This window comes from Streptomyces sp. NPDC018026 (assembly GCF_044327745.1).
Lineage (GTDB): Bacteria > Actinomycetota > Actinomycetes > Streptomycetales > Streptomycetaceae > Streptomyces > Streptomyces rubrogriseus.
On the sequence record NZ_JBIRFY010000001.1, the window covers coordinates 1,240,307 to 1,262,869 of the forward strand.

14 protein-coding genes are annotated in these 22,563 nt (G+C 72.3%); 4 read left to right on the plus strand and 10 right to left on the minus strand.

All coding sequences use genetic code 11. The features are described 5' to 3' along the window. Nucleotides 1–4: 4 nt before the first annotated feature. Both ACH4D3_RS05150 and ACH4D3_RS05155 read right to left on the minus strand, forming a co-directional pair. Nucleotides 5–1,519, minus strand: a complete 1,515-nt coding sequence (locus ACH4D3_RS05150) for an amino acid permease (RefSeq protein ID WP_398316428.1) — start codon at nucleotides 1,517–1,519, stop codon at nucleotides 5–7. A gap of 31 nt (nucleotides 1,520–1,550) precedes the next feature. Next, nucleotides 1,551–2,561, minus strand: a complete 1,011-nt coding sequence (locus tag ACH4D3_RS05155; protein ID WP_398316430.1) for a hypothetical protein — start codon at nucleotides 2,559–2,561, stop codon at nucleotides 1,551–1,553. A gap of 272 nt (nucleotides 2,562–2,833) precedes the next feature. Between ACH4D3_RS05155 and ACH4D3_RS05160 the strand changes: the two genes are divergently transcribed. From ACH4D3_RS05160 to ACH4D3_RS05170, 3 genes are read left to right on the plus strand one after another with little or no spacing between them, the layout of a single operon-like run. Next, the gene (locus tag ACH4D3_RS05160; protein WP_398316432.1) at nucleotides 2,834–4,273 is read left to right on the plus strand and encodes an FGGY family carbohydrate kinase; all 1,440 of its coding nucleotides are present in this window, start codon (nucleotides 2,834–2,836) and stop codon (nucleotides 4,271–4,273) included. Further along, complete coding sequence (locus ACH4D3_RS05165; RefSeq protein WP_398316434.1) at nucleotides 4,270–5,679, plus strand: FAD-dependent oxidoreductase; 1,410 nt, start codon at nucleotides 4,270–4,272, stop codon at nucleotides 5,677–5,679. Before ACH4D3_RS05160 ends, ACH4D3_RS05165 begins: the two co-directional genes overlap by 4 nt. Beyond that, nucleotides 5,676–6,950, plus strand: coding sequence for an NAD(P)/FAD-dependent oxidoreductase (locus ACH4D3_RS05170; RefSeq protein WP_398316436.1), 1,275 nt, complete (start codon nucleotides 5,676–5,678; stop codon nucleotides 6,948–6,950). The genes ACH4D3_RS05165 and ACH4D3_RS05170 overlap by 4 nt, the downstream gene beginning before the upstream one ends. Here the strand turns inward: ACH4D3_RS05170 and ACH4D3_RS05175 are convergent. Further along, entirely contained in the window at nucleotides 6,943–7,842 is a 900-nt protein-coding gene (locus ACH4D3_RS05175; RefSeq protein ID WP_398316665.1) for a YbhN family protein, read from the minus strand. The two genes, ACH4D3_RS05170 and ACH4D3_RS05175, sit on opposite strands and share 8 nt — an antisense overlap. 195 nt (nucleotides 7,843–8,037) lie before the next feature. On the opposite strand from ACH4D3_RS05175, the gene ACH4D3_RS05180 reads away from it, so the two are divergent. Further along, nucleotides 8,038–9,912: an ABC transporter ATP-binding protein gene (locus ACH4D3_RS05180; protein ID WP_398316667.1), complete on the plus strand. Its 1,875-nt coding sequence runs from the start codon at nucleotides 8,038–8,040 to the stop codon at nucleotides 9,910–9,912. A gap of 16 nt (nucleotides 9,913–9,928) precedes the next feature. Here the strand turns inward: ACH4D3_RS05180 and ACH4D3_RS05185 are convergent, their stop codons facing one another. The 7 genes from ACH4D3_RS05185 to ACH4D3_RS05215 form a co-directional block, all read right to left on the minus strand. Next, on the minus strand, nucleotides 9,929–11,710 hold the full coding sequence (locus ACH4D3_RS05185; protein ID WP_398316438.1) for a SpoIIE family protein phosphatase: 1,782 nt from the start codon (nucleotides 11,708–11,710) through the stop codon (nucleotides 9,929–9,931). Nucleotides 11,711–11,823: 113 nt separating this feature from the next. Next, the gene (locus ACH4D3_RS05190; protein ID WP_398316440.1) at nucleotides 11,824–13,428 is read right to left on the minus strand and encodes a glycoside hydrolase family 13 protein; all 1,605 of its coding nucleotides are present in this window, start codon (nucleotides 13,426–13,428) and stop codon (nucleotides 11,824–11,826) included. 153 nt (nucleotides 13,429–13,581) lie between these two features. Next, the gene (locus ACH4D3_RS05195; protein WP_388525113.1) at nucleotides 13,582–14,457 is read right to left on the minus strand and encodes a carbohydrate ABC transporter permease; all 876 of its coding nucleotides are present in this window, start codon (nucleotides 14,455–14,457) and stop codon (nucleotides 13,582–13,584) included. A gap of 18 nt (nucleotides 14,458–14,475) precedes the next feature. Continuing rightward, complete coding sequence (locus ACH4D3_RS05200) at nucleotides 14,476–15,435, minus strand: carbohydrate ABC transporter permease (protein WP_398316442.1); 960 nt, start codon at nucleotides 15,433–15,435, stop codon at nucleotides 14,476–14,478. A 67-nt stretch (nucleotides 15,436–15,502) separates the two neighbouring features. Next, nucleotides 15,503–16,918, minus strand: coding sequence for an extracellular solute-binding protein (locus ACH4D3_RS05205; protein WP_398316444.1), 1,416 nt, complete (start codon nucleotides 16,916–16,918; stop codon nucleotides 15,503–15,505). Nucleotides 16,919–17,069: 151 nt separating this feature from the next. Beyond that, nucleotides 17,070–18,083 carry a LacI family DNA-binding transcriptional regulator gene (locus ACH4D3_RS05210; protein ID WP_398316446.1) on the minus strand — a complete coding sequence of 338 codons (1,014 nt, stop codon included), beginning with the start codon at nucleotides 18,081–18,083 and terminating at the stop codon, nucleotides 17,070–17,072. Between the two features lie 59 nt (nucleotides 18,084–18,142). Beyond that, nucleotides 18,143–22,432, minus strand: coding sequence for a discoidin domain-containing protein (locus tag ACH4D3_RS05215; protein ID WP_398316448.1), 4,290 nt, complete (start codon nucleotides 22,430–22,432; stop codon nucleotides 18,143–18,145). Between the last annotated feature and the right edge of the window lie 131 nt (nucleotides 22,433–22,563).

Below are 22,563 nucleotides of genomic sequence, written 5' to 3' on the forward strand. Positions count from 1 at the left end.
CGTTTCAGACGATGCCCTCGGCGAGTTCCGCCTGCTCACGGTCGTCGCCGTAGGCCGCGGTCGTCGGCGTGCCGTACGAACGGCGGGCGACGAACCACCACACCGTGGCCAAAACCAGTACGACGACCAGGGCGACGGCGGCGTAGTTCATCGTGTCGACCGTCACCGGGGACGACTGGGGGAGGCAGAACAGCACGGTGACCAACGCCACCCACACCACCGCGACCCACCCGATGGGCCTGCTCCACCGGCCCAGGTTCCAGGGCCCCGGCGTGAACCGGTCGCCGGCCCGCAGCCGCAGCAGCACCGGGATGGCGTACGCCGGGGTGATGCCGATGACGTTGATGGCGGTCACCGCGCCGTACGCGGTCGCGGAGTACAGGGACGGCAGCGCCAGCAGGCAGGCCACCGTCACCGACAGCCACACCGCGGCGACCGGGGTCTGGGTGCGGGCGGAGACCTTGCGCCACAGCGACGAGCCGGGCAGGGCGCCGTCCCGGCTGAACGCGAACACCATCCGGCTGGCGGCGGCCACCTCGGCGTTGCCGCAGAACAACTGCGCCACGATCACCACGAGGAGCAGCGCGCTCGCGCCGTCCGTGCCGAGGCCGTCGAGGAGGATCTGCGCGGGCGGCACCCCGGTCGCGGTGTCCCGCGTCGCGTCGTAGTCCTGGATGGCGAAGGTCAGTCCGGCCAGCAGTACGAAGCCCGCCAGCCACGACACCCAGATGGCCCGCACGATGCCGCGCGCCGCCGACACCGAGGCGTTCGAGGTCTCCTCGGACAGGTGGGCGGAGGCGTCGTAGCCGGAGAAGGTGTACTGCGCGAGCAGCAGGCCGATCGCGGCCACGTACAGCGGGTTCTCCCAGCCGGTGTCGTTGACGAACTCGGTGAAGACGAAGGACGGCGACTGGTGGTGGTCGGGGACGATCACCAGGGCGCCGACGATCAGCGCCACACCGGCCAGGTGCCACCACACGCTGACCGAGTTGAGCACGCTGACCAGCCGTACGCCGAAGAGGTTGAGGGTGGCGTGCAGCAGCAGGATCACGACGAAGATCAGCATCGTCTTCTCCGGCGTCGGCTCGAAACCCCACTGGAGGTTCAGGAACGCGCCCGTGAACAGTGCCGCCCCGTAGTCGATGCCGGCGATCGCGCCGAGCAGCCCCAGCAGGTTCAGCCAGCCGGTGTACCAGCCCCAGCGCCGGCCGCCGAGCCGGTCGGCCATGTAGTACAGCGCGCCCGACGTCGGATACGCGCTGGTGACCTCGGCCAGCGCCATCCCGACGCACAGCACGAACAGGCCGACGCCCGCCCACCCCCACAGCATCACGGCGGGGCCGCCGGTGCCCATGCCGAAGCCGTACAGGGTCATGCAGCCGGAGAGGATCGAGATCACCGAGAAGCTGATCGCGAAGTTGCCGAAGCCGCCCATGCGGCGGGCCAGCACCGGCCGGTAGCCGAGTTCGCGCAGACGCTGTTCCTCATCGGTGGCCGACGGTTCAGAGGGGCGGGACATGGCAAACCTCCGGGGACTGAAGGGTGGGGGGTCAGGGGCGCCGTCGGCCGTGGCCGCGGCCACGGGCGGCCGAACGGCTGCGCGTGCGGGCCTGGAGGAACACCTCCACCGCCCGCCCGGCCGAACCGTCGCCCGGGGCCCGGCAGGCCCAGGGCAGCGGCGTCCAGTAGGGGCCGAGCGCGTCGAACACCTGGTTCGCCTCCCGGAACCGGAGGGCGCCCCACAGCGCGTGGGCCAGGTGGTTCAGGTCCGGCAGGGACCGCTCGTCCGGCGCGGAGAGCGTGAACCAGGAGTCGAACGCCTGCCGGGCCTCACGGGCGGCGTCCTCCGCCACCCAGTGCAGATCCAGTGCCGCCTCCCGCGCGCCCGAGCGCCGGTAGCGCTCCACCCGCACGTACAGCGGCAGCACGTGCAGCGCCGATCCGGGTGGTGCCGATCCGGCCGCCCAGTGCGCGAACCCGGCCGCCCGGGCCAGGCGTTCGGAGCCGCCGTGCGGATACAGGAACTGCAGCATGCGGTGGTGGGCCTCCCGGTTGTAGGGGTCGCGCCTGCCGGCCTCGGCGAGCAGCCCCCACGGCCCCGGCGGCAGCATCGGCTCCGGCGGCGCCATCCGGTGCTCCTCCCAGCGCTGCCCCTCGTCCAGCCGGGCCAGCGCCAGCAGACACACCCACGGCACCGGGTCGTGGGGCGCGGCCCGGGTCGCCGCGTCGCAGGCGTGCCAGGCCTGGAGCCACAGCTCGCGCGTGCGGGCGTGGTCCTCGCGGTAGGCCCGCAGCGCCCGCTCCACGACCACCCGGGCGTGCATCACCGCGGCCGCCGCACTGTGCGGCTCCTCCGCGAGCCAGGCGCGCACCACGTCCGTACCGGCCGCCGAGGCGGCCAGCACCTGGGTGCGGCGCGTCCACTGCGACCAGGAGCCGGTCTGCTCCAGCAGGATGCGCATCGACATCCAGCGACCGGCCCGCACCTCCTGGAGGGCGGAGCGCAGCGCGGTGTCGTGGCCGGCGGGGTCGTAGGCGGGCTGTGCTCCGTCTCTGGCCATCACACGTCCGCTGCGAGGAGCGGAACGGACCCTACGGCAGCATGGCGTGACAAACAGCCCTCCCCGGGGGCGGCGGTGCGGTGGTCGAGCGGTCGGCGCACACTATAGAGGCGGAGGTTCCGCCTCTGTTCGCTTTTGCCACAGCGGCGCAAAACCGTTGTCACCAGGGGGAACTGACTGACAGTCAGTCACCCTTGACGCGGTGTGTCCGGGCGGGCAGGCTGGCACGCAGTGATCGCCGAGGCCGTCGGCGCGGGAGCCGGGAGGTGCGGATGCCGGACGCGGTACTCGCCGTCGACCAGGGCACCTCCGGCACCAAGGCGCTGGTGATCTGCCCCGAACGGGGCGTCGTCGGCACCGGATTCGCCGAGGTCCGGCCCCGGTACCTGCCCGGCGGCCTGGTCGAGGCGGACCCGGAGGAGCTGTACGGCTCGGTGGTCGACGCCGGGCGCCGGGCGCTCGCCGACGCCGGCGAGCCGGTCACCGCGCTGGGCCTGGCCAACCAGGGCGAGACGGTGCTCGCCTGGGACCCGGACACCGGCCGCCCGCTCACCGGCGCACTGGTCTGGCAGGACCGCCGGGCGGCCGCCCTCTGCGCCGAACTCGACGACCACGCGGACGAACTGCGCCACCTCACCGGACTGCCCCTGGACCCGTACTTCGCCGCGCCGAAAATGGCCTGGATACGACGGCACCTCACCCGCGAGGGACGGGTCACCACCTCCGACAGCTGGCTGGTCCACCGACTCACCGGCGCCCACGTCACGGACGCCGCGACCGCCTCCCGCACCCAGCTCCTCGACCTCGACCGCGCCGAGTGGTCGCCGCGCGCCCTGGAGCTGTACGGCCTGACCGGCGAACGGCTCCCGGCCGTCGTGGACAACGCCGCCCACGTCGGCACCACGCGGGCCTTCGGACCCGAACTCCCGCTCACCGGACTCGCCGTCGACCAGCAGGCCGCGCTGCTCGCCCAGCGCGTCACCGAACCCGGCACCGCCAAGTGCACCTACGGCACCGGCGCCTTCCTGCTCGCCCACACCGGCGGCACACCGCGCCGGGGCGCCTCTGGCCTGGCCGCCTGCGTCGCCTGGCGGCTCGGCGGCCGCACCGACCACTGCCTGGACGGCCAGGTGTACACGGCCGCCTCCGCCGTACGGTGGCTCACCGGCCTCGGCGTCATCACCGGCGCGGCCGACCTCGACCCCGTCGGCGCCACGGTTCCCGACACCGGCGGCGTCACCTTCGTCCCGGCACTGGCCGGGCTGGCCGCCCCCTGGTGGCGCGGCGACCTGCGCGGCTCGCTCACCGGCCTCGGCCTGGACACCGCCCCCGGGCACCTGGTGCGCGCCCTGTGCGAGGGCCTCGCCGCCCAGGTCGCCGAACTCGCCGACGCCGCCGCGGCCGACCTCGGCACCCCGCTGACGGTGCTGCGCGTCGACGGCGGCCTCACCCGCTCCGCGCTCCTCATGCAGACCCAGGCCGACCTGCTGCAACGCCCCGTCGAGGTGTCCGCGCTGCCGGACGCCACCGCGCTCGGCGTCGGCACCCTCGCCCGGCTCGGCGCGGACCCGTCCCGCACCCTGGCCGAGGCGCTCCCCGTCGCCGGACCCACCTCCGTGTACGAGCCCCGCATCACCACCGACGAGGCCACCGAGCGCCGCACCCGCTTCCGCGAGGCGGTCACCGCGCTGCTCGCCGGGGGCCCCGCGTGACCGTCACCGGGTCGGGGTCGGGAGCGCCGCCCGTCGAGCCGTACGACGTGGCGATCGTCGGGGCCGGGGTCGTGGGGTGCGCCATCGCCCGGCGGCTCGCACACCACCCGGGGCTGCGCGTCGCCCTGGTCGAGGCGCGGGACGACGTGGGGCAGGGCACCTCCAAGGCGAACACCGCCATCCTGCACACCGGGTTCGACGCCGTGCCCGGCTCGCTGGAGGCCCGGCTCGTGCGCGAGGGCTCCCGCGAACTCGCCGCGTACGCCGCCGAGTCGGGCATCCCCGTCGAACGCGTCGGCGCCCTGCTCGTCGCCTGGGACGAGGAGCAGCTCGCGGCGCTGCCCCGCCTCGCCGAGAAGGCCCGCCGCAACGACTGCCACGACACCCGCGTCCTCGGCGCCGCCGACCTCTACGCCCGCGAGCCCCGCCTCGGCCCCGGCGCGCTCGGCGCGCTGCACGTACCCGGCGAGAGCATCATCTGCCCGTGGACGACGACCCTGGCGTACGCCACCCAGGCGGTCCGCGCCGGGGTCGACCTGCACCTCGACGCGCCCGTCACGCACGCCGGTCACGCGGACGGCGTCCACCGGCTGGACACCCCGCGCGGCCCCCTGCACGCCCGGCGGCTCGTCAACGCCGCCGGACTGCACGCCGACACCCTCGACCGCAGCCTCGGCCACGACGACTTCACCGTCACCCCGCGCCGGGGCCAGCTGGTCGTCCACGACAAGTTCGCCCGCGCCCTGGTCCGGCACATCCTGCTGCCCGTCCCCACCGCCCTCGGCAAGGGCGTCCTGGTCGCCCCCACCGTCTACGGCAACGTCCTGCTCGGCCCCACCGCCGAGGACCTGGACGACAAGGGCGACACCGGCTCGACGGCCGAGGGGCTGCGGCGCCTGCGCGAACAGGGCCGCCGCATCCTCCCCGCCCTGCTGGAGGAGGAGGTCACCGCCGTCTACGCGGGCCTGCGCGCCGCCACCGAGCACGACGACTACCGGATCGCCGCCCACCCCCACCAGGGCTACGTCACCGTCGGCGGCATCCGCTCCACCGGCCTCACCGCCTCCCTGGCCATCGCCGCGCACGTCACAGGCCTCCTCGCGGACACCGGCCTCCACCTCGGCGCCCGGCGCCCGCTCGAACCGGTCCGGATGCCGAACCTCGGCGAGGCCTTCCCCCGCCCCCACCAGCGGCCCGACCTGGTCGCCGCCGACCCGGAGTACGGCACCCTGGTCTGCCACTGCGAACGCGTCTCCCGCGGCGAGATCCGCGACGCCCTCGCCGGGCCGGTCCCGCCCCGCTCCCTGGACGGACTGCGCCGCCGCACCCGGGCCCGGGCGGGCCGCTGCCAGGGCTTCTACTGCGGGGCGGCGGTACGGGCACTGTTCGAGGAGGCGCAGGGGTGACGAGCCGACAGGTCGACGTCCTGGTGGTGGGAGCCGGGCCCGCCGGGCTCACCGCCGCCGCCCGGCTCGCGCGGACCGGCGCCCGCGTCGTGGTCCTGGAGTGCGAGCAGTCGCCCGGGGGAGTGCCCAGACACTGCGCCCACCGGGGCTTCGGCGACCTGCCGCACGCGCTGACCGGCCCGGCCCACGCCCGCCTCCTCGCCGATGCGGCCGCCCGCGCCGGAGCCGAGCTGCGCACCGGCGTCACCGCCCTCGACTGGGCGGGCCCGCGCGCGCTGACCACCGTGGGACCCCAGGGCGCCGAAACCCTCGCCGCCCGCGCGGTGGTCCTGGCCACCGGCGCCCGCGAACGCCCCCGCGCCGCCCGCCTCGTCCCCGGCACCCGCCCGGCCGGCGTGTACACCACCGGCGAACTCCAGCAGGCGGTCCACCTGTACGGGCAGCACATCGGCACCCGCGCGGTGATCGTCGGCGCCGAGGGCGTCTCCCACGCCGCCGCCGACACCGTACGGACCGCCGGAGCGGAGGTCCTCGCGCTGGTCACGGAGCTGCCCCGGGCCCCCGCCGCCCCCTGGTGGGCCCGGCCGGCCCGGCTGCGGCACCGCACCCCCGTGCTCACCGGCACCACGGTCACCGAACTCCTCGGCCGCGGGCGCCTGTCGGGCGTGCGGGTACGCCACCGCGACGGCCGTACCACCGTGCTGCCCTGCGACACCGTCGTGTTCACCGGCGACTTCGTCCCTGACCACGAACTCGCCCGGCGCGCCGCGCTGACCCTGGACCCCGGCACCCGCGGCCCCGCCGTGGACGGTGCCCTGCGCACCTCACGGCCCGGCGTCTTCGCGGTCGGCAGCGTGCTGCACGCCGTCGAGAGCGCGGCCACGGCGGCCCGCGAGGGCGCGCACGCCGCGACCGCCGTACGCGAGTGGCTCCAGGACGGCACGGGCCCGGCGGACCCGAACTGGCCCGGCGGCGTCCCCCTCCTCGCCGGCCCGCCCCTGCTCCGCATCACCCCCAACCGCGTCACCCCCGACGACCGCCTCCCCTACCTCCTGCGCACCGCGGTCCCGCTGCCCCGCCCCACCCTGTACGTCACCCAGGACGGCCGCCCCCTGCACCGCGAGCGGTTCCCCCTCACCACCGCCGTCCCGCACCGCCCGCTGAAGCTGACGGCACGCTGGACGCACCGGGTCGACCCCCGGGGCGGGCCGGTCCACGTCACCGTCGCCCGACCGCACCCGGGACGACCCGCCGGACCGCCGCTCAGATGACCCGCATCCGCACCAGCGCCGCCAGCGTCAGCGCCCCCGGCAGCAGCGGCAGCCACACCGTCAGCAGCCTGAACGCCAGGACCACCGCCGTGGCCACGGCCGCCGGCCCGCCCGCCGCCACCAGCGCCACGACCAGCGCCGCCTCGACCGAACCGAGGCCGCCCGGCGTGGGCACCAGCGCCACCGCGACCGTCGCCGCGAGGTACGCCACGGCCATGTGCCCGGCGGGCAGCGTCAGTCCCAGCGACCGGCCCACCAGCACCAGTGCCGAGGCCTGCAACGCGGGGAACGCCAGCGCGCCGCCCCACAGCGCCAGCGCGCGAGCCGGCCGGGCGTGCACCGACCGGGCCTCGCCCAGTGCCGTCCGCAGGAAGGAGAGCAGCGCCCCGCGCAGCCGCGGCAGCAGCGCCAGCACCACCGCCGCCACGACCGGGACCGCGCAGGCGACCACCAGCAGCGGCCCCACGGCCCCCGCGGGCAGCAGGCCGCCCAGCCGCAGTGCGCCGGGGAACGCGATCAGCAGGGCGCCCAGTACGGCGAGGCGGCCGACGCTCTCCGCCAGCAGGTAGAGCGCGAGGGCGGCCGAGGAACGGGCCAGCGGCAGCCCGCACACCGTCATGAACCGCAGGTTCACCGCGCTCGCACCCAGCCCGGTCGGCAGCAGGTGGTTGGCCGCGCCGGCCGCGAACTGGGTGGCCAGCAGCCGCCCCGCGGGCAGCCGCTCCACCACCGCGCCCTGCCGGGTGCAGGCGGCGGCGACCCAGGTCAGACAGGTCGCGCCGGCCGCGGCCAGCAGCCAGGGCCACCGGGCCGTGGCGAGCTGGCCGAAGCCGTCGGCCAGCACGGACCGGTGCCGCACCGCGACCACGCCCACCAGGAGCAGCGGGAGCACACACAGGACCCTTCGCACCGGGACACGGTGCAGAAGTGGCTTCTCGGAGACTCGAACCGCGGTCGTCACAGCACAGAACATTCCCCCGGGCGCGTCAACTACGGGTGGCCGACGCGCGGATTCCGGCTTACGGACCGCGGACCGTGCCGCCTTGACCTCAACGTTGGTCGAGGTTCTACGGTCATCGGCATGAGTATGGAGACCACGGCGTGGACGCAGCTGTACAGCGTCATGAACGCCAAAGACGAGCGCCGTCCCTTCGCCCGCGCCACGCTGCGCCGCATCGGCGCGTTCGCCCGCCCGCACCGCCACCGCATCGTCCGCTTCGTGCTGCTCGGGGTGGCGACCGCACTGCTCGCCGTCGCCACCCCCGTTCTGGCCGGAAAGGTCGTCGACGCGATCGTGTCGGACGGCGACGAGGGCACGGTCGTGCGCCTCGCCCTGCTCATCGCGCTCATCGCCGTCGCGGAGGCGGTGCTCGGCATCCTCTCCCGCAGGCTCTCTGCGACGCTCGGGGAGGGACTCATCCTCGATCTGCGGACGGCCGTGTTCGATCATGTGCAGCGCATGCCGGTCGCGTTCTTCACACGTACTCGTACGGGAGCACTCGTCTCCCGTCTCAACAACGACGTCATCGGCGCCCAGCGCGCCTTCAGCAACACCCTCTCCGGCGTGGTCAGCAACGTGGTCACCCTGCTGCTCACCCTCGCGGTGATGCTGACCCTGTCCTGGCAGATCACCCTGCTCGCCCTGGTGCTGCTCCCGGTGTTCGTGCTCCCGGCGCGCCGGATGGGCCGCCGCATGGCCCGCATGCAGCGCGAGGCCGCCGCCCTCAACGCCGCCATGGGCACCCGCATGACCGAGCGCTTCTCGGCCCCCGGCGCCACCCTGATCAAGCTGTTCGGCCGCCCCGAGGAGGAGTCCGCCGAGTTCGCCGACCGGGCCCGCCGCGTCGCCGACATCGGCGTGCGCACCGCCACCGCCCAGGCCGCCTTCATCACCGCGCTCACCCTGGTCTCCGCACTCGCCCTCGCCCTCGTCTACGGCCTCGGCGGCTACTTCGCCCTGCGCGGCACCCTGGACGCGGGAGCCGTCGTGGCGCTGGCCCTGCTGCTGACCCGCCTGTACGCCCCGCTCACCGCGCTCGCCGGGGCCCGCGTCGAGGTCATGAGCGCCCTCGTCAGCTTCGAGCGGGTCTTCGAGGTCCTCGACCTGACCCCGCTCATCGACGAGAAGACCGACGCCCGCCCGGTCCCCGACGGCCCGGTAGCCGTCGAGTTCGACGACGTCCGCTTCGGCTACCCGTCCGCCGACAAGGTCTCCCTGGCCTCCCTCGAAGAGGTGGCCTCCCTGGACACCCGCGGCGGCGAAGAGGTCCTGCACGGCCTCTCCTTCCGCGCCGAACCGGGCCAGACGATCGCCCTCGTCGGCTCGTCCGGCGCCGGCAAGTCCACCATCGCCCAGCTGCTGCCGCGCCTGTACGACACCGACGGCGGCACCGTCCGCGTCGGCGGCGTCGACGTGCGCGAGCTGAGCGCGCGGTCGCTGCGCGACACCGTCGGCATGGTCACCCAGGACGGCCACCTCTTCCACGACACCGTCCGGGCCAACCTGCTCCTCGCCCGGCCGGACGCCACCGAGGGCGAGCTGTGGGAGGCGCTGCGCCGGGCCCGCCTGGCCGACCTCGTACGGTCCCTGCCGGACGGGCTCGACACCGTGGTCGGCGAGCGCGGCTACCGGCTCTCCGGCGGCGAACGCCAGCGCATGACCATCGCCCGGCTGCTGCTGGCCCGCCAGCGCGTCGTCATCCTCGACGAGGCCACCGCCCACCTCGACAACACCTCCGAGGCGGCCGTCCAGGAAGCCCTCACCGAAGCCCTCCAGGGCCGGACGGCCGTGGTGATCGCGCACCGGCTGTCCACGGTCCGGGCCGCCGACCGCATCCTGGTCGTCGAAGCCGGCCGCATCGTCGAGAGCGGCACCCACGAGGAACTCCTCGCGGTCGACGGCCGCTACGCCCAACTGCACCGCACCCAGTTCGAGCGCCCGGCCCTCGACAAGGCCGCCTAGGCCGGCCGCGGGGACGCTACTGCGGGCCGGGCGCCCCGGCCCGCACCGGCAGGTCCTGCTCCGCCCAGACCACCTTCCCGTCGGGCGTGCGGCACGACCCCCAGCGCCGGCACATCATGTTGATCAGCTGGAGACCGCGCCCGCTCTCGTCGCTCACGTCCGCGTGCTGGATCTGCGGCAGGTCGGGGCCGGAGTCGGAGACCTCCACGGACAGCCGCTCGTGCCGCAGCAGCCGCAGCTCCCCGGGGGCGTTCCCGTACCGCAGGGCGTTGCCGACCAGCTCGCTGACCACCAGCTCCGTGGTGTCGACCAGTTCGTCCAGGCCCCACCGCTCCAACTGCTCGCGCACCGCCGTACGGGCCTGCCCGGCGGCCTTGCCGTCCGGCGGCAGCGCCCGCACGTACACGTCGCAGTCCGGACCGAGCGGCCGGGCGAACGCGGCCAGGACGATCGCGTCGTCCGACCGGTCGCCGCCGACCCGCTCGGCCACCGCCCGGCACTCGGTGCCGTCCTCGGGCACGCCGCCGCCCACCGCCTCGCGCAGCCGCTCCAGCTGGGTGCCCAGGTCGGCCGTGCGCGACCTGATCAGCCCGTCCGTGTACAGCGTCAGCCGGCTCCGTTCGGGCACCGGGCGCTCGACCGGGTCGTACGGGATCACCCCCGTCCCCAGCGGCGCCCCCGCGGGCACGTCCAGGAACGACACCGCGCCGTCCGGCCCGGTCAGCAGCGGCGGCGGGTGCCCGGCGCTGGCGATGCGGTAGGTGCTGCCGTACGGGTCGTAGACCGCGCACAGACAGGTGGCGACCTGGTCCTCCTCCAGGTCGCGGGCGGCCAGGTCGAGCCGGGCCAGCAGCCGCTCGGGCGCGATGTCCAGCGCCATCAGGGTCCGGGCCACCGTGCGCAGCCGCCCCATGGTCGCGGCGGCGGCCAGCCCGCGCCCCATCACGTCGCCCACCATCAGCGCGGTGCGGCCGCTGGGCAGCGCGACCACGTCGAACCAGTCGCCGCCCACCGCGGCCGGATCGGCGGCCGGGTCGTAGCACGAGGTCACGTCCAGACCCGGGGTGCTCGGACTGGACCGGGGGAGCAGCGCCCGCTGGAGAGTCACCACGTGGTCGCGCTCGCGCCCGTAGAGGCGGGCGTTGTCGATGCAGACGGCGGCCTTGGACGCCAGCTCCATGGCCAGGGCCACGTCGGTCCGGTTGAACGGCGCCCGATGCCCGGCCCGGACGAAGTCGGCGAGCCCCAGCAGCACCCCGCGGGCGATCAGCGGCACCGCCAGGTAGGAGTGGACGCCCGCCCGGCGCATGATGTCCGACGACTCGCGCGAGGGGGCGATCACGGCGAAGTCGGCGCGCGTCATCCGGGACACCAGCACCGGCCTGCGGGTGGTGAGGCACCGCTGCCCCAGCCGGTCGGCGGTGTGCACCGACAGCTCGCCGACGGGATCGGGCGCCAGGTTCAGGCCCTCGACCTCCGACACCGCCATCGCCCTGAGCCGCGGTGCCTCGCCTCCCGTGACCCGGTCGCCCTCCTGGAACCGCAGCACCGAGTCCAGCAGGTCCACGGCGGCACCGTCGGCCAGCCCGGGCACGGTGAAGTCGGCCAGCTCCTCCGCCGTGCGCCGCACGTCCAGCGTGGTGCCGATGCTCAGGTCCGCGGCGTTCAGCCAGGCCAGGCGGCGGCGGGCGCCGAGCGCCTCCGACATCGACCGCAGCGCGCCCCGTGCCGCCCGGTGCCCGCTCACCAGGGGATTCGGGGGGCGGCGCAGCCCGCCCAGCCACGCTCGTTCCCGCACGCGTCGCCTCCTCCCACGGCCTCCTGTCCTGATTCTGCCCTGCCACGGGGCGACCGGCGACGGCGGACCCCCCTTCGGCGTCCGAGCCGGCAGGGGGTCCGCCCGGCGACGGCTCAGGCGCGCAGCCACACCGCCGTGTCCGTGGGCAGCCGGCCAGCCTCGTCCAGCGGCCCGCTGACGAGCAGGACGGCGCTGTGCGCGGGCAGCTCGACCGGCGCCGCGGACAGGTTGACGACGCACACCGGGCCGCCCGCGCGCCGGAACGCGAGGACACCGTCCGGCGCGGGCAGCCAGTCCAGGCCGCCGTCGCCGAACCCCGGCGTGGACCGTCGCAGGCCGAGGGCCCGGCGGTAGAGCGAGAGCATCGACTCCGGGTCGGCGGCCTGGCGGTCCGCCGCGTACGCCGACCAGCCCTCCGGCTGCGGCAGCCAGGGCTCTGTCTCCGAGCCGAACCCGCAGTACGGCGCGTCGGCGGCCCACGGAAGCGGTACCCGGCAGCCGTCCCGGCCCGGATCGACGCCTCCGGAGCGGAAGTGCATCGGGTCCTGTATCCGCTCGCGCGGGATGTCCGCCTCGGGCAGGCCGAGTTCCTCTCCCTGGTAGAGGTAGACGGAGCCGGGCAGCGCCAGCGTCAGCAGCGCGGCGGCCCGTGCGCGCCGGGTGCCCAGGGCGAGGTCGGTCGGGGTGCCGAAGGCCTTCTTCGCGAAGTCGAAGCCGGTGTCCGCACGGCCGTACCGGGTCACCGTGCGGGTCACGTCGTGGTTGCAGAGCACCCAGGTGGCCGGGGCGCCGACCGGGGCGTGCTCGGCCAGGGTGTCGTCGATGGTGCGGCGCAGCCGGTCCGCCTCCCACGGGCAGGACAGGAAGTTGAAGTTGAAAGCGGTGTGCAGTTCGTCGGGCCGCAGATAGCGCGCGAAGCGCTCGGCGTCGGGCAGCCACACCTCACCGACGAAGACACCCCCGTACGCGTCGGCGACCTTGCGCCAGGAGCGGTAGATGTCGTGCAGCTCGTCCTGGTCGATGTACGGGTGCGGGTCGACGCCCTCCACGAAGTCCGCCAGCGCCGGGTCCTTGGCGAGCAGCGCGGCGGAGTCGATGCGTACGCCCGCCACCCCGCGCTCGAACCAGAAGCGCAGCACGTCCTCGTGCTCCCGGCGCACCTCGGGGTGGGCCCAGTTGAGGTCGGGCTGCTCCGGGGTGAACAGGTGCAGGTACCACTCGCCGTCCGGGACCCGGGTCCAGGTGCGGCCGGAGAACTGGGAGGGCCAGTCGTTGGGCGGCAGTTCGCCGTCGGCACCGCGGCCGGGGCGGAAGTGGAACCGCTCCCGCTCCGCGCTGCCCGGCCCGGCCTCCAGCGCCGCCCGGAACCAGGCGTGCCGGTCGGAGACGTGGTTGGGCACGATGTCGACGATGGTGCGGATGCCCAGCTCCCGGGCCTCGGCGATCAGCTTCTCGGCCTCGCCCAGGGTGCCGAAGGCGGGGTCGATGGTGCGGTAGTCGGCGACGTCGTAGCCGCCGTCCACGAGCGGGGAGACGTACCAGGGGGTGAACCAGACGGCGTCCACGCCGAGTTCGGCGAGGTAGGGCAGTCTCGCCCTCACGCCCGCGAGGTCACCGGTGCCGTCGCCGTCGCCGTCGGCGAAACTGCGGGGGTACACCTGGTAGATGACGGCGTCGCGCCACCAGTCTTCGGTGCGGTGCGAGTTGGGGGCTGCCACGTGACGGTCCTTTCGGGCAGGGTGGATCTTCGCCGCCGGCCCGGACAGAGCGGGGCGTCGGACAGGCCGGCGGCGAAGGTTGACGGGACGAGCCGGGAGGGAGGGGAGGAAGGGGAGGCAGGACGGGCGGCAGGCGCCCCGGCCCCGGGCCCCTCAGCCCTTGAGCCCTCCGGCGGTGAGTCCGCTCATGATGTTGCGCTGGAAGATCAGGAAGATGATGAGCGTCGGCAGTGAGGCCATGGTGAGAGCCGCGATCAGCACGTTCACGGGCACCCCGTTCGACAGGGAGTAGATCCCGACGTTCAGGGTCTGCTTCGCGGGGTCCGGCAGGGTCAGCATGGGCCAGAGGAAGTCCTTCCAGACGCCCACGATCGCGAAGATCGACACCACGCCGAGGATCGGCCGCGAGATCGGCAGCACGATCGACCAGAGGGTGCGCATCGGCGAGGCACCGTCGATGGAGGCGGCGTCGAGCAGCTCCCGGGGGATCGAGTCGAAGAACCGCTTCAGCAGGAAGATGTTGAAGGCGTTGGTCACCGAGGGCAGCCAGATCGCCCACGGCGTGTTCAGCAGGTTGCGCTCGAAGATCGGCACGTCCAGCACCGTCAGGTACTGGGGCACCACCAGCACGGTCGCCGGGATCATCAGCGTCGCCAGCATCAGACCGAGGATGGCCTTGCCGAGGACCGGCCGGAGCTTGGACAGCGAGTAGGCCGCCGCCACGTCGAACACCAGCTGGAAGGCGAGCGCGCCGAACGCGTAGAACAGCGTGTTCCCCAGCAGGCTCGCCAGGTCCATGACGTTCCAGGCCTGCGAGTAGTTGTCGGGCTCGAAGGACTCGGGCACCAGCGTCGGCGGGGTCTGCACGACCTCCTGGGTGTCCTTGAAGCCGCTGGAGACCATCCAGTACATCGGGCCCAGGAAGACCACGGTGAACAGGGCGACGACGAGGCCGAAGACCACCCAGTACAGCGCCTTGCCGCGCGGGCGGGCGAGCTGGGCCGGTGAGATGAGTGTGCGTGTGGACATCTGTGGATTCCCCCGGCCCTACTCGTCCTCGGCGCGGCTGAGCTTCACGTACGCCGCCGAGAAGCCGGCCAGCAGTACGAGGAGCAGCAGGCCGAGGGCCGCCGCGGCACCGTAGTTGTTGAAGTTGAAGGCGTACTGGTAGATGAGGTAGACGACCGTGGTCGTCGAACCCTCGGGGCCGGCGCCGCCGGTGAGCAGGAAGGGCTCCACGAAGACCTGCATCGTGGCGATGATCTGCATCAGCAGCATCAGCGACAGGATGAGCCGCGTCTGCGGAATGGTGACGTGCCAGATCTTGCGCAGCAGCCCGGCTCCGTCCAGCTCAGCCGCCTCGTACAGCTCGCCCGGGATGCCCTGGAGCGCGGCCAGGTAGATGAGGGCGGCGCCGCCCATGTTCATCCACGTCGACGCGATGACCACCGAGAGCATGGAGAGGTCGGGGTCCTGCAGCCACTGCTGCTCGGGCAGTCCGAAGAACCCGAACACCTCGTTGAGCAGGCCGTAGCCGGGGTCGTACAGGTACTTGAACAGCAGCACCGAGGCGACCGGGGGCAGCATCACCGGCAGGTAGACGAGCAGCCGGAGGTAGCCCTTGCCGTGCCTCAGTTCGTTGATGACGATCGCGACGACGAACGGCACCGCGAAGCCGAGTACCAGGGCCAGCACGGTGAACAGCGCGGTGTTGCGCCACGCCTGCCAGAAGGCCGGGTCGTTGAAGACCGTCTCCAGGTTCTCCAGACCGACCCAGGAGACCTCGCCCTGGTCCGTCTTCTGGAAGGCGAGGAAGAACTCCCGGACCATCGGGTACCAGGAGAAGAACGCGAAGCAGAGAACCGCTCCGATCAGGAAGCCGTGCGCGGTGAGGTTGCGCTTCAGGCTCCTGCCGAACGCCCCGCCGCGCCGGGGCGGGCCGTCCACCGGCGGCTGGGCGTGGCGGGCTCTGGCCGCCTTGCTCGGGGTCAGGCTGGGGGCCGACATCGTCGCTCCTTGGGGCTGGTCTCATGGGCCCCGGGGGGCGGTGCGGCCCGCCCCCCGAGGGAGCCGGTCACTGCGTGGCCAGAACCTGGTTGACCTGCTGCTCCGCGGTGGAGAGCAGCTTGTCGATGTCGGCGTCCTCGTTGGTGAGGAGGCCGGACATCACGTTGTCCAGGACCTTGTAGACCTCCTGGGCCTTCGGCGGCTCGGCCATGCCCGGGACCGGGTTGTCCATGAACGCCTTGAAGTTCTCCACCGGCATGGTGGCGTGTTCGAGGCGGGCCGCGTCGTCCTTCTTCTTCGACTCGTTCAGCCAGAAGTTGGGCTGCGGGAGGCCCACTGGCAGCTTGTCGGTCTTCTTGCGGGCCCAGTTGAACTGCCCCTCGCCGACGGTGAGGTTCTGGAAGTTCAGCCAGGCGACGCCGGCCTTGATCTTGTCGGGGGAGATGCCCTTCTTGATCATGTAGTTGTTGCCGCCGGCCAGGGTGTTCTTCGCGCCCGGGATCGGGCCCATGCCGAAGTTCTCGTAGTCGGCGCCGAGTTGCTGCACCATGTAGGTGATGTCGTCGGGCGCGGCCAGGAACATGCCGAGCTTGTCGGTGGCGATCTGCTTCTGCAGGTCGCCCCACTTGAGCAGCTGGGTCTTGCCCATGCTCTCGTCCTCCCAGCGCATGGCGTGGAGGTTCTCGGCGACCTCCTTGCCCACCTCGTTGTTGAAGGTCGCCTTCTTGCCGCTCTCGTCCACGACGTCGGCGCCGCGGCTGTACATCTGGGCGGTGAAGTGCCAGCCGCCGGTGTTGCCCGCGCTGTACTCGCCGAAGCCGGCGATGCCGACGCCCAGGTCTGCGATCTTCTTGGCGGCGGTGCGGACCTCGTCCCAGGTGCGCGGCGGGGTGTCCGGGTCGAGTCCGGCCTTCTCGAAGAGCTTGCGGTTGATCAGCAGGCCCATGGTGTAGTTGCTCGTGGGCAGGCCGTAGAGCTTGTTCTCGTGCTTGAGCGAGCCGAGGACGTTCGGGTCGATGTCCCCCAGGGCCGGGACGGTCTTGTCGTTGACGTAGGCCGTGATGTCCTCGGCGCCGTCGTTGTCCAGCACCTGGGGCAGGTCGGTGAAGTACGTGTAGAAGACGTCGGGCTGGGACTTGGCCTTGAGCATCGCGGTGAAGCGCGGCGGCTCCAGACACTGGCCCGGGGTGGAGCGCCCCTCGATGGTGACGTTGGGGTAGGTCTTGTTGAACTCCTTGACGTCCTCCTGCCATTCCTTCAGCTCGGCCGCCTTCGCCTTCGGCGGCATGCAGTCGATGGTGATCGTCACCTTGGTCTTCGGGTCCAGCGGAGCGGCCGGGTCGGAGGACCCGCTGCCGCCTTCGGAACCGCCGCCGTCGTCACTGCTGCTCGTGCCGCAGGCGGCGAGAGCGGTCAGGGTGAGGGCGGAGACGAGCGTGATGGCGCCGGCACGGCGAGTACGGCGGAACCGAGCACTTCTCATGGGTGGTCCCCTTCGGGCATGAACGTGGAAGGCGCCCCACCGCCGATGCGTTGTGGGGCGCCGCTCACTCAACCACCGTGAACAAGTGAACGCAATATCTCGCGCTGATTTCGTAAATGTTTGACAGGGCGTTGAAGATGCCGGGTTCCCGCTACCGGGTGGAAACCTGGGCGGTGGAGCCGCGGACGACCAGTTCCGGTTCGAAGAGCAGCTCCCTGTGGGGGACTTCGGTGCCTTGGATCTGTGCGCAGAGGAGGTCGACGGCGGCGCGTCCCATGGCTTCGATGGGTTGGCGGACGGTGGTGAGGGGTGGTTCGGTGCAGGTCATGAAGGCGGAGTCGTCGTAGCCGACGACGGAGACGTCGTGGGGTACGTGGTGTCCGCGGCGGCGGGCGGCGCGGACGGCGCCGAGGGCGAGGGGGTCGCTGGCGCAGATGATGCCGGTGACGCCGCGGTCCAGGAGGCGGGTGGCGGCGGCCTGACCGCCTTCCAGGGAGAACATGGCCCGTTCCACGTGGACGTCGGGCAGGGTGCCGTTGGAGGCCTGTGCGGCCTCGCGGGCGGCCGTCAGCTTCCGCCGGGACGGGATGTGGTCGGAGGGGCCGAGGACGAGACCGATCCGCTCGTGCCCCAGTGACGTCAGGTGCCGCCAGGACTGCCCTACGGCCACGGCGTCGTCGCAGGCGACGCAGGGAAAGCCGAGGTCGGGGATGGAGGCGTTGACGAGCACCACGGGGATGTTGCGCTCGGCGAGCAGCCGGTAGTGGTCGTGCGGGGCGTCCGCCTGCGCGAACAGGCCGCCGCCGGCGAAGACGACCCCGGAGACCTGCTGTTGGAGCAGCAGCTCGACGTAGTCGGCCTCGGAGACGCCGCCCTTGGTCTGGGTGCACAGCACCGGGGTCAGCCCCTGCTGGGCGAGGGCGCCGCCGATGACCTCGGCGAACGCGGGGAAGATGGGGTTCTGCAGCTCGGGCAGGACCAGGCCGACCAGGCGGGCGCGCTCGCCCCGCAGCTGGGTGGGCCGCTCGTAACCGAGCACGTCCAGCGCGCTGAGCACGGACTGCCGGGTCGCCGCCGAGACCCCCGGCTTGCCGTTGAGCACCCGGCTGACCGTGGCCTCGCTGACCCCAACCTTTTTCGCCACCTGAGCAAGTCGTCGCGTCACAAACGCAAGACTAGCGCAAGTCTCCGCAAGAGACTTGCGCCAGTCAGTGCCCTACGAGACTACGGATTGCGAATGATCTTGAAGGTGGACGTCGTGTTGCGGATGTCCACGGCGTTGTCGCTGAGCTTCAGCCCGTTGAAGGTGACCTCACCGACCGCGGGCCCCTGCCCGGCCTCGGGCATCTCGTTGGCCCACAGGCCGAAACCGGACTTGGCGTCGAACTCGTCGCCGCTCTTGTGGGCGCCCGTGACGGAGACGTCGGTGAAGACCGTGTCCTTGATCGGGTACTGCGGCTGGCCTCCCACGTAGTTCGTCTGGAACATGATGCCGCTGTAGGTCGGGTCGACGATGTCGACGTTGTCGACCCTGATCCCCTGGAACACCTTGGACGCCGAGAACACCCAGATGCCCGGGAAGGTCTGCCCGCCCCAGAAGTGCCCGCCGGCCCGGACGATCGAGACGTTCTCGAAAGTGGTCGGATCGGTGCCGAACCCGTTCATCGGGTAGCCGAAGTCCAGCGAGCTGATGGTGATGCCCGAGTAGACCAGGGTGTCCGCGATGTGGATGTTCCGGAAGGTGTTGTCGTAGCCGCCGTAGACGGCCAGACCCGCCGCACGCCAGGTCAGCGTCGTCGTGAGGTTCTCGTACAGGTTGTTCTTCATGTCCGCGCCGCCCGCGTCGATCGCCGAGAAGAGCGCGAAGCTGTCGTCACCGGTCGCCCGGGCGTCGTTGTTGGACACCAGGTTGTCGGTCGAGCCGTTGGTCATGTTGATGCCGTCGGCGAACATGTTCCGGATCCGGGAGTTCTTGATCGTCATCCGGTCGGTGTTGGCGCCCCAGTACAGGCACACCATGTGCTCGTTCCAGATGTTGTCGATCACGATGTCCGAGGTGTTGGAGAAGTCGAACACCTTGCCCGGCCCGTCGATGCGGGTCGTGTAGTTGCCGAAGTAGGCGAAGTTCGCGAACGTCGAGCCCTTCGAACTCGCCTCGGCACGGAACCCGATGTCGGTGTTGTCCTGCGTCGTCGGCGCGTGGAACCTCGTGAACCAGGGACCGGCGCCGACCACCTTCACCGCCTTGCCGTACACCTGGAACTTGCTCGACGTCTGGTAGTCGCCGGCCGGCAGGTACACACCGACCAGCTTGCCGGAGGTGTCCATGCGGACCTTGTCGAGCGCGTTCTGCACGTCCTGGTGCGTGAACCCGGCCGGTACCGCGTACGCCGCCGGGTCGGGGTTCGGCACCGCCGAGACCTGCTCCAGGTTGACGAAGTCGATCGCGTAGTCGGACGTGTTCGCCGCGTCCTTCTGCAGCCGGATCGTGCTGCCCGCCGGGACGGTCTCGCCCAGCATGATGTGCGCCTCGTCGTAGATGTGCCGCGGGGCGCCCGCACCGGGGGAGTTGCCCGGCGACGCCTCGGCGCCGTACAGCCAGGCGTACTTCGACGTCAGCGGCAGCGCCTTCCTCATGACGCCGTCGACGTACACGTTCAGCGTGGCGTCGATGCCGCCGCCGCCCGGCGCGTCCGGGATGGAGAAGCGGGTCACCAGGGTGTTGGTGTCCGCCTTGGTGGTGAACTCGACGTACTCGCCGGTCTTGTCGAGGTGGACGGCCCTGCGGCCGGACGCCTCGCCCGCGATGTCGCCGATGGTGCGGTTGGGCCCGACCACGGTGGCACCGCCGCCGACCGTGCCGTCCTCCGCCTCGTACATGTCGTAGGGCATGTTCGCGCCGCGCCCCACGAACAGCGGCTGCGTGGAGGTGTTGTTCTCCCGCTTGACCGGCAGTTCGTTGGCGTCGTCGGCGACCGTGACCTTGAGGGAGTACGAGCCGTTGGCCGCCTTCCAGGTGCCGAGGTTCACGGCGGGGGCGGTCTTGCCCGCGGCGATGACGCCGGAGTGCGCGCCGGTCAGGGTCTTGACCGTGTCGCCCTTGGCGTCGAGCAGGGCGAGCGTCACCGCGTGGCTGCCGTCCGCCGAGTCCTGGGTGCCCTGGTTCTTCAGGGCGACCTTGAAGGTCACGTCGTCACCGGCGGCCGGACTGGACGGCGAGGTGGTGACGGCGGCGGCGACCAGGTCGGAGCTCTGCACCGGCTTGACGACCAGCGGGTCGGGCCGGGTGTAGGTGTTGTTGGTCTCGTTCTGCTCGATGATCTCGTTCGCCTCGTCGGCGACCGCGCTCAGTTCGTACGAACCGGCCTCGCGGGCCCCGAGCGACGCGCTGACCGTGCTCTGCGCACCCGCCTTCAGGGCGGGGACGTCGGCGGTGGCGACCTTGGTGTCGCCCAGCCGCAGGGCGACCTTGCCGGCCGGCGCGTCCGCGGCGCCGCTGTTGCGGACGGTGGCGGACACGGTGATCTCGTCCGACTCGACGGGGGAGTCGGGCGACGTGGTCAGCCCGGTCACCTCGAGGTCCGGGTTGGGTGCCGGGGTGCCGATCACCTGGAACTCGGCGACCTGCCCGGCCGTCGCCCCGCTGTTGGCGGTGAACTTCAGCTGGACGTCGGCGGCCCGCTCACCGACGGGTATGGACACGCTGTTGCCGCCGCTCGCCGGGTCGAAGACGTAGTCCTTCGCGGCCACCAGCGAGGTGAAGCCGGACGCGTCCTGCGCGCGGCCGAGCACCTGGATGTTCTGGGTGCGCCTGGACCAGCCGGCGTCGGGATTGAGCTTGAGGACGACGCTGTCGACGTCCGCGTTCGCGCCCAGCTTCAGGGTCAGCGTGTTCGGGTAGCTGCCCGCCGCCCCCTCCCAGTAGGTCGAGGTGCTGTTGTCGTTGGCGTTCTCGGCGACGTAGGTGTGGATGTGGGACGAGGCGCCGATCGGCTTGCCGACGGCCAGGTTCGAGCCGTCCTTGGTTCCGCCCCGGATCACGGAGTTGCTGTCGCCCGACTCGTTGCCCGCCGCGTCCTTCGCCCGCACGAAGTAGGTCACGTTCGCCGAGGCCGGCTGTGTGTCGGTGTAGGTGGTGACGTCACCGGCGACGCTCTTGCGGAGCTGGTTGTTGGCGTAGACGTCGTACCCGGTGACGCCCTTGTCGTCGGTGGAGGCGGTCCACGTCAGCTTGACCTGCCCGGCGGCCGGTTCGGTGAGGGCGAGGTTCGAGGGCGCGGTGGGTGCCTGCGTGTCGCCGGTGTCGGCGCGACGGGTGACCGAGTTGCTGTCGCCCGACTGGTTGCCGGCCGCGTCCTTGGCGCGCACGTAGTAGGTGACCGTCGTGCCGGCCGGCCTGGTGTCGGTGTACGTGGTGACGTCACCGGCGACGGAGGTCAGCAGGTCGCCGTTGGCGTAGATGTCGTACCCCGTGACGGCGGTGTCGTCCGAGGACTCGTTCCAGGTCAGCCTGATCTGCCCGGTGGCCGGCTCGGTGAACGCCAGGTTCGCGGGGGTGGTCGGGGCCTGGGTGTCGCCCGTCTCCGGACCGTAGACCTCCAGCTCGGACACCTGGGCGGCGGGCTGACCGGTGTTGGCGCTCACCAGGACCCGCACGTAGCGCGCGGTGGCCGCGTCGAAGCCGATCGTGGCCGACTGACCGCCCGCCGCGTCGAAGGTGTACGCCTTGTCCGCCGTCAGGTCGGTGAAGTCCGAACCGTTCTCACTGGCCTGGATCTTCAGGGTCTGGCTGCGGTCCGGCCAGCCGTCCGGCAGCCGCAGGACTACGCGGTTCACCCGGCGCGAGGACCCGAGGTCGGCCTGGAGCCACTGCGGCAGGGCGTTGTTGGCGCTCTCCCAGTAGGTGGCCCTGTTGCCGTCGTTGCCGTTGCCCGGGGTGTACGCGCCCGTGGAACTGCTCGCCGTCAGCCGTCGGCCGGCGGCCAGGTTCACGGACGACTCCCCGGCCGCGTGCACCTCCAGCTCGGAGAGCTGGGCCGCCTGCCACCCGGTGTTCGCCGTGATGTTCACCCGCACGAACCGGGTCTGAGCGGCGGGGAAGGCGATGGTGACCGTGTTGCCCGACCCCGGGTCGAAGGCGTAGGTGGCGGACGTCTTGAGCGTGCTGAAGCTTGTGCCGTCGGCGCTGCCCTGGACGGAGAGCGTCTGGTCACGGCTCTCCCAGCCGGCGGGCAGTCTCAGGACGACCTCGTCGATCCGCTCGGTGGCACCGAGGTCGGTCTGGACCCACTGGGGCAGGCTGCCGCCGCCGCTCTGCCAGTACGTGCCCTGGTTGCCGTCGGTGATGTTGGCGGCGCCGTACTCACCGAGCGAGCTGCTCGCCGCGGTGGCGTCCCCCACGGCGATGTTGGGGCCACCGGCTGCCGTGGCCGACAGCAGCGGTCCTCCCAGCGCCAGGAGACTGGTCGCGACCACGGTGCACAGGGCCCGCGATCTCCAGTTCCGGTTTCTCATCTGTCCCCACATCAGGTAGACACTCAATGTTCTCTGACATTTACGCGGAGCGCTCGCAGAGTTGCAGAGAAATGTTGAGTCGTCTACAGGATGAGCAGCCTGAAGTGGCCGTGCGGCAGCGCCCGGTGGTG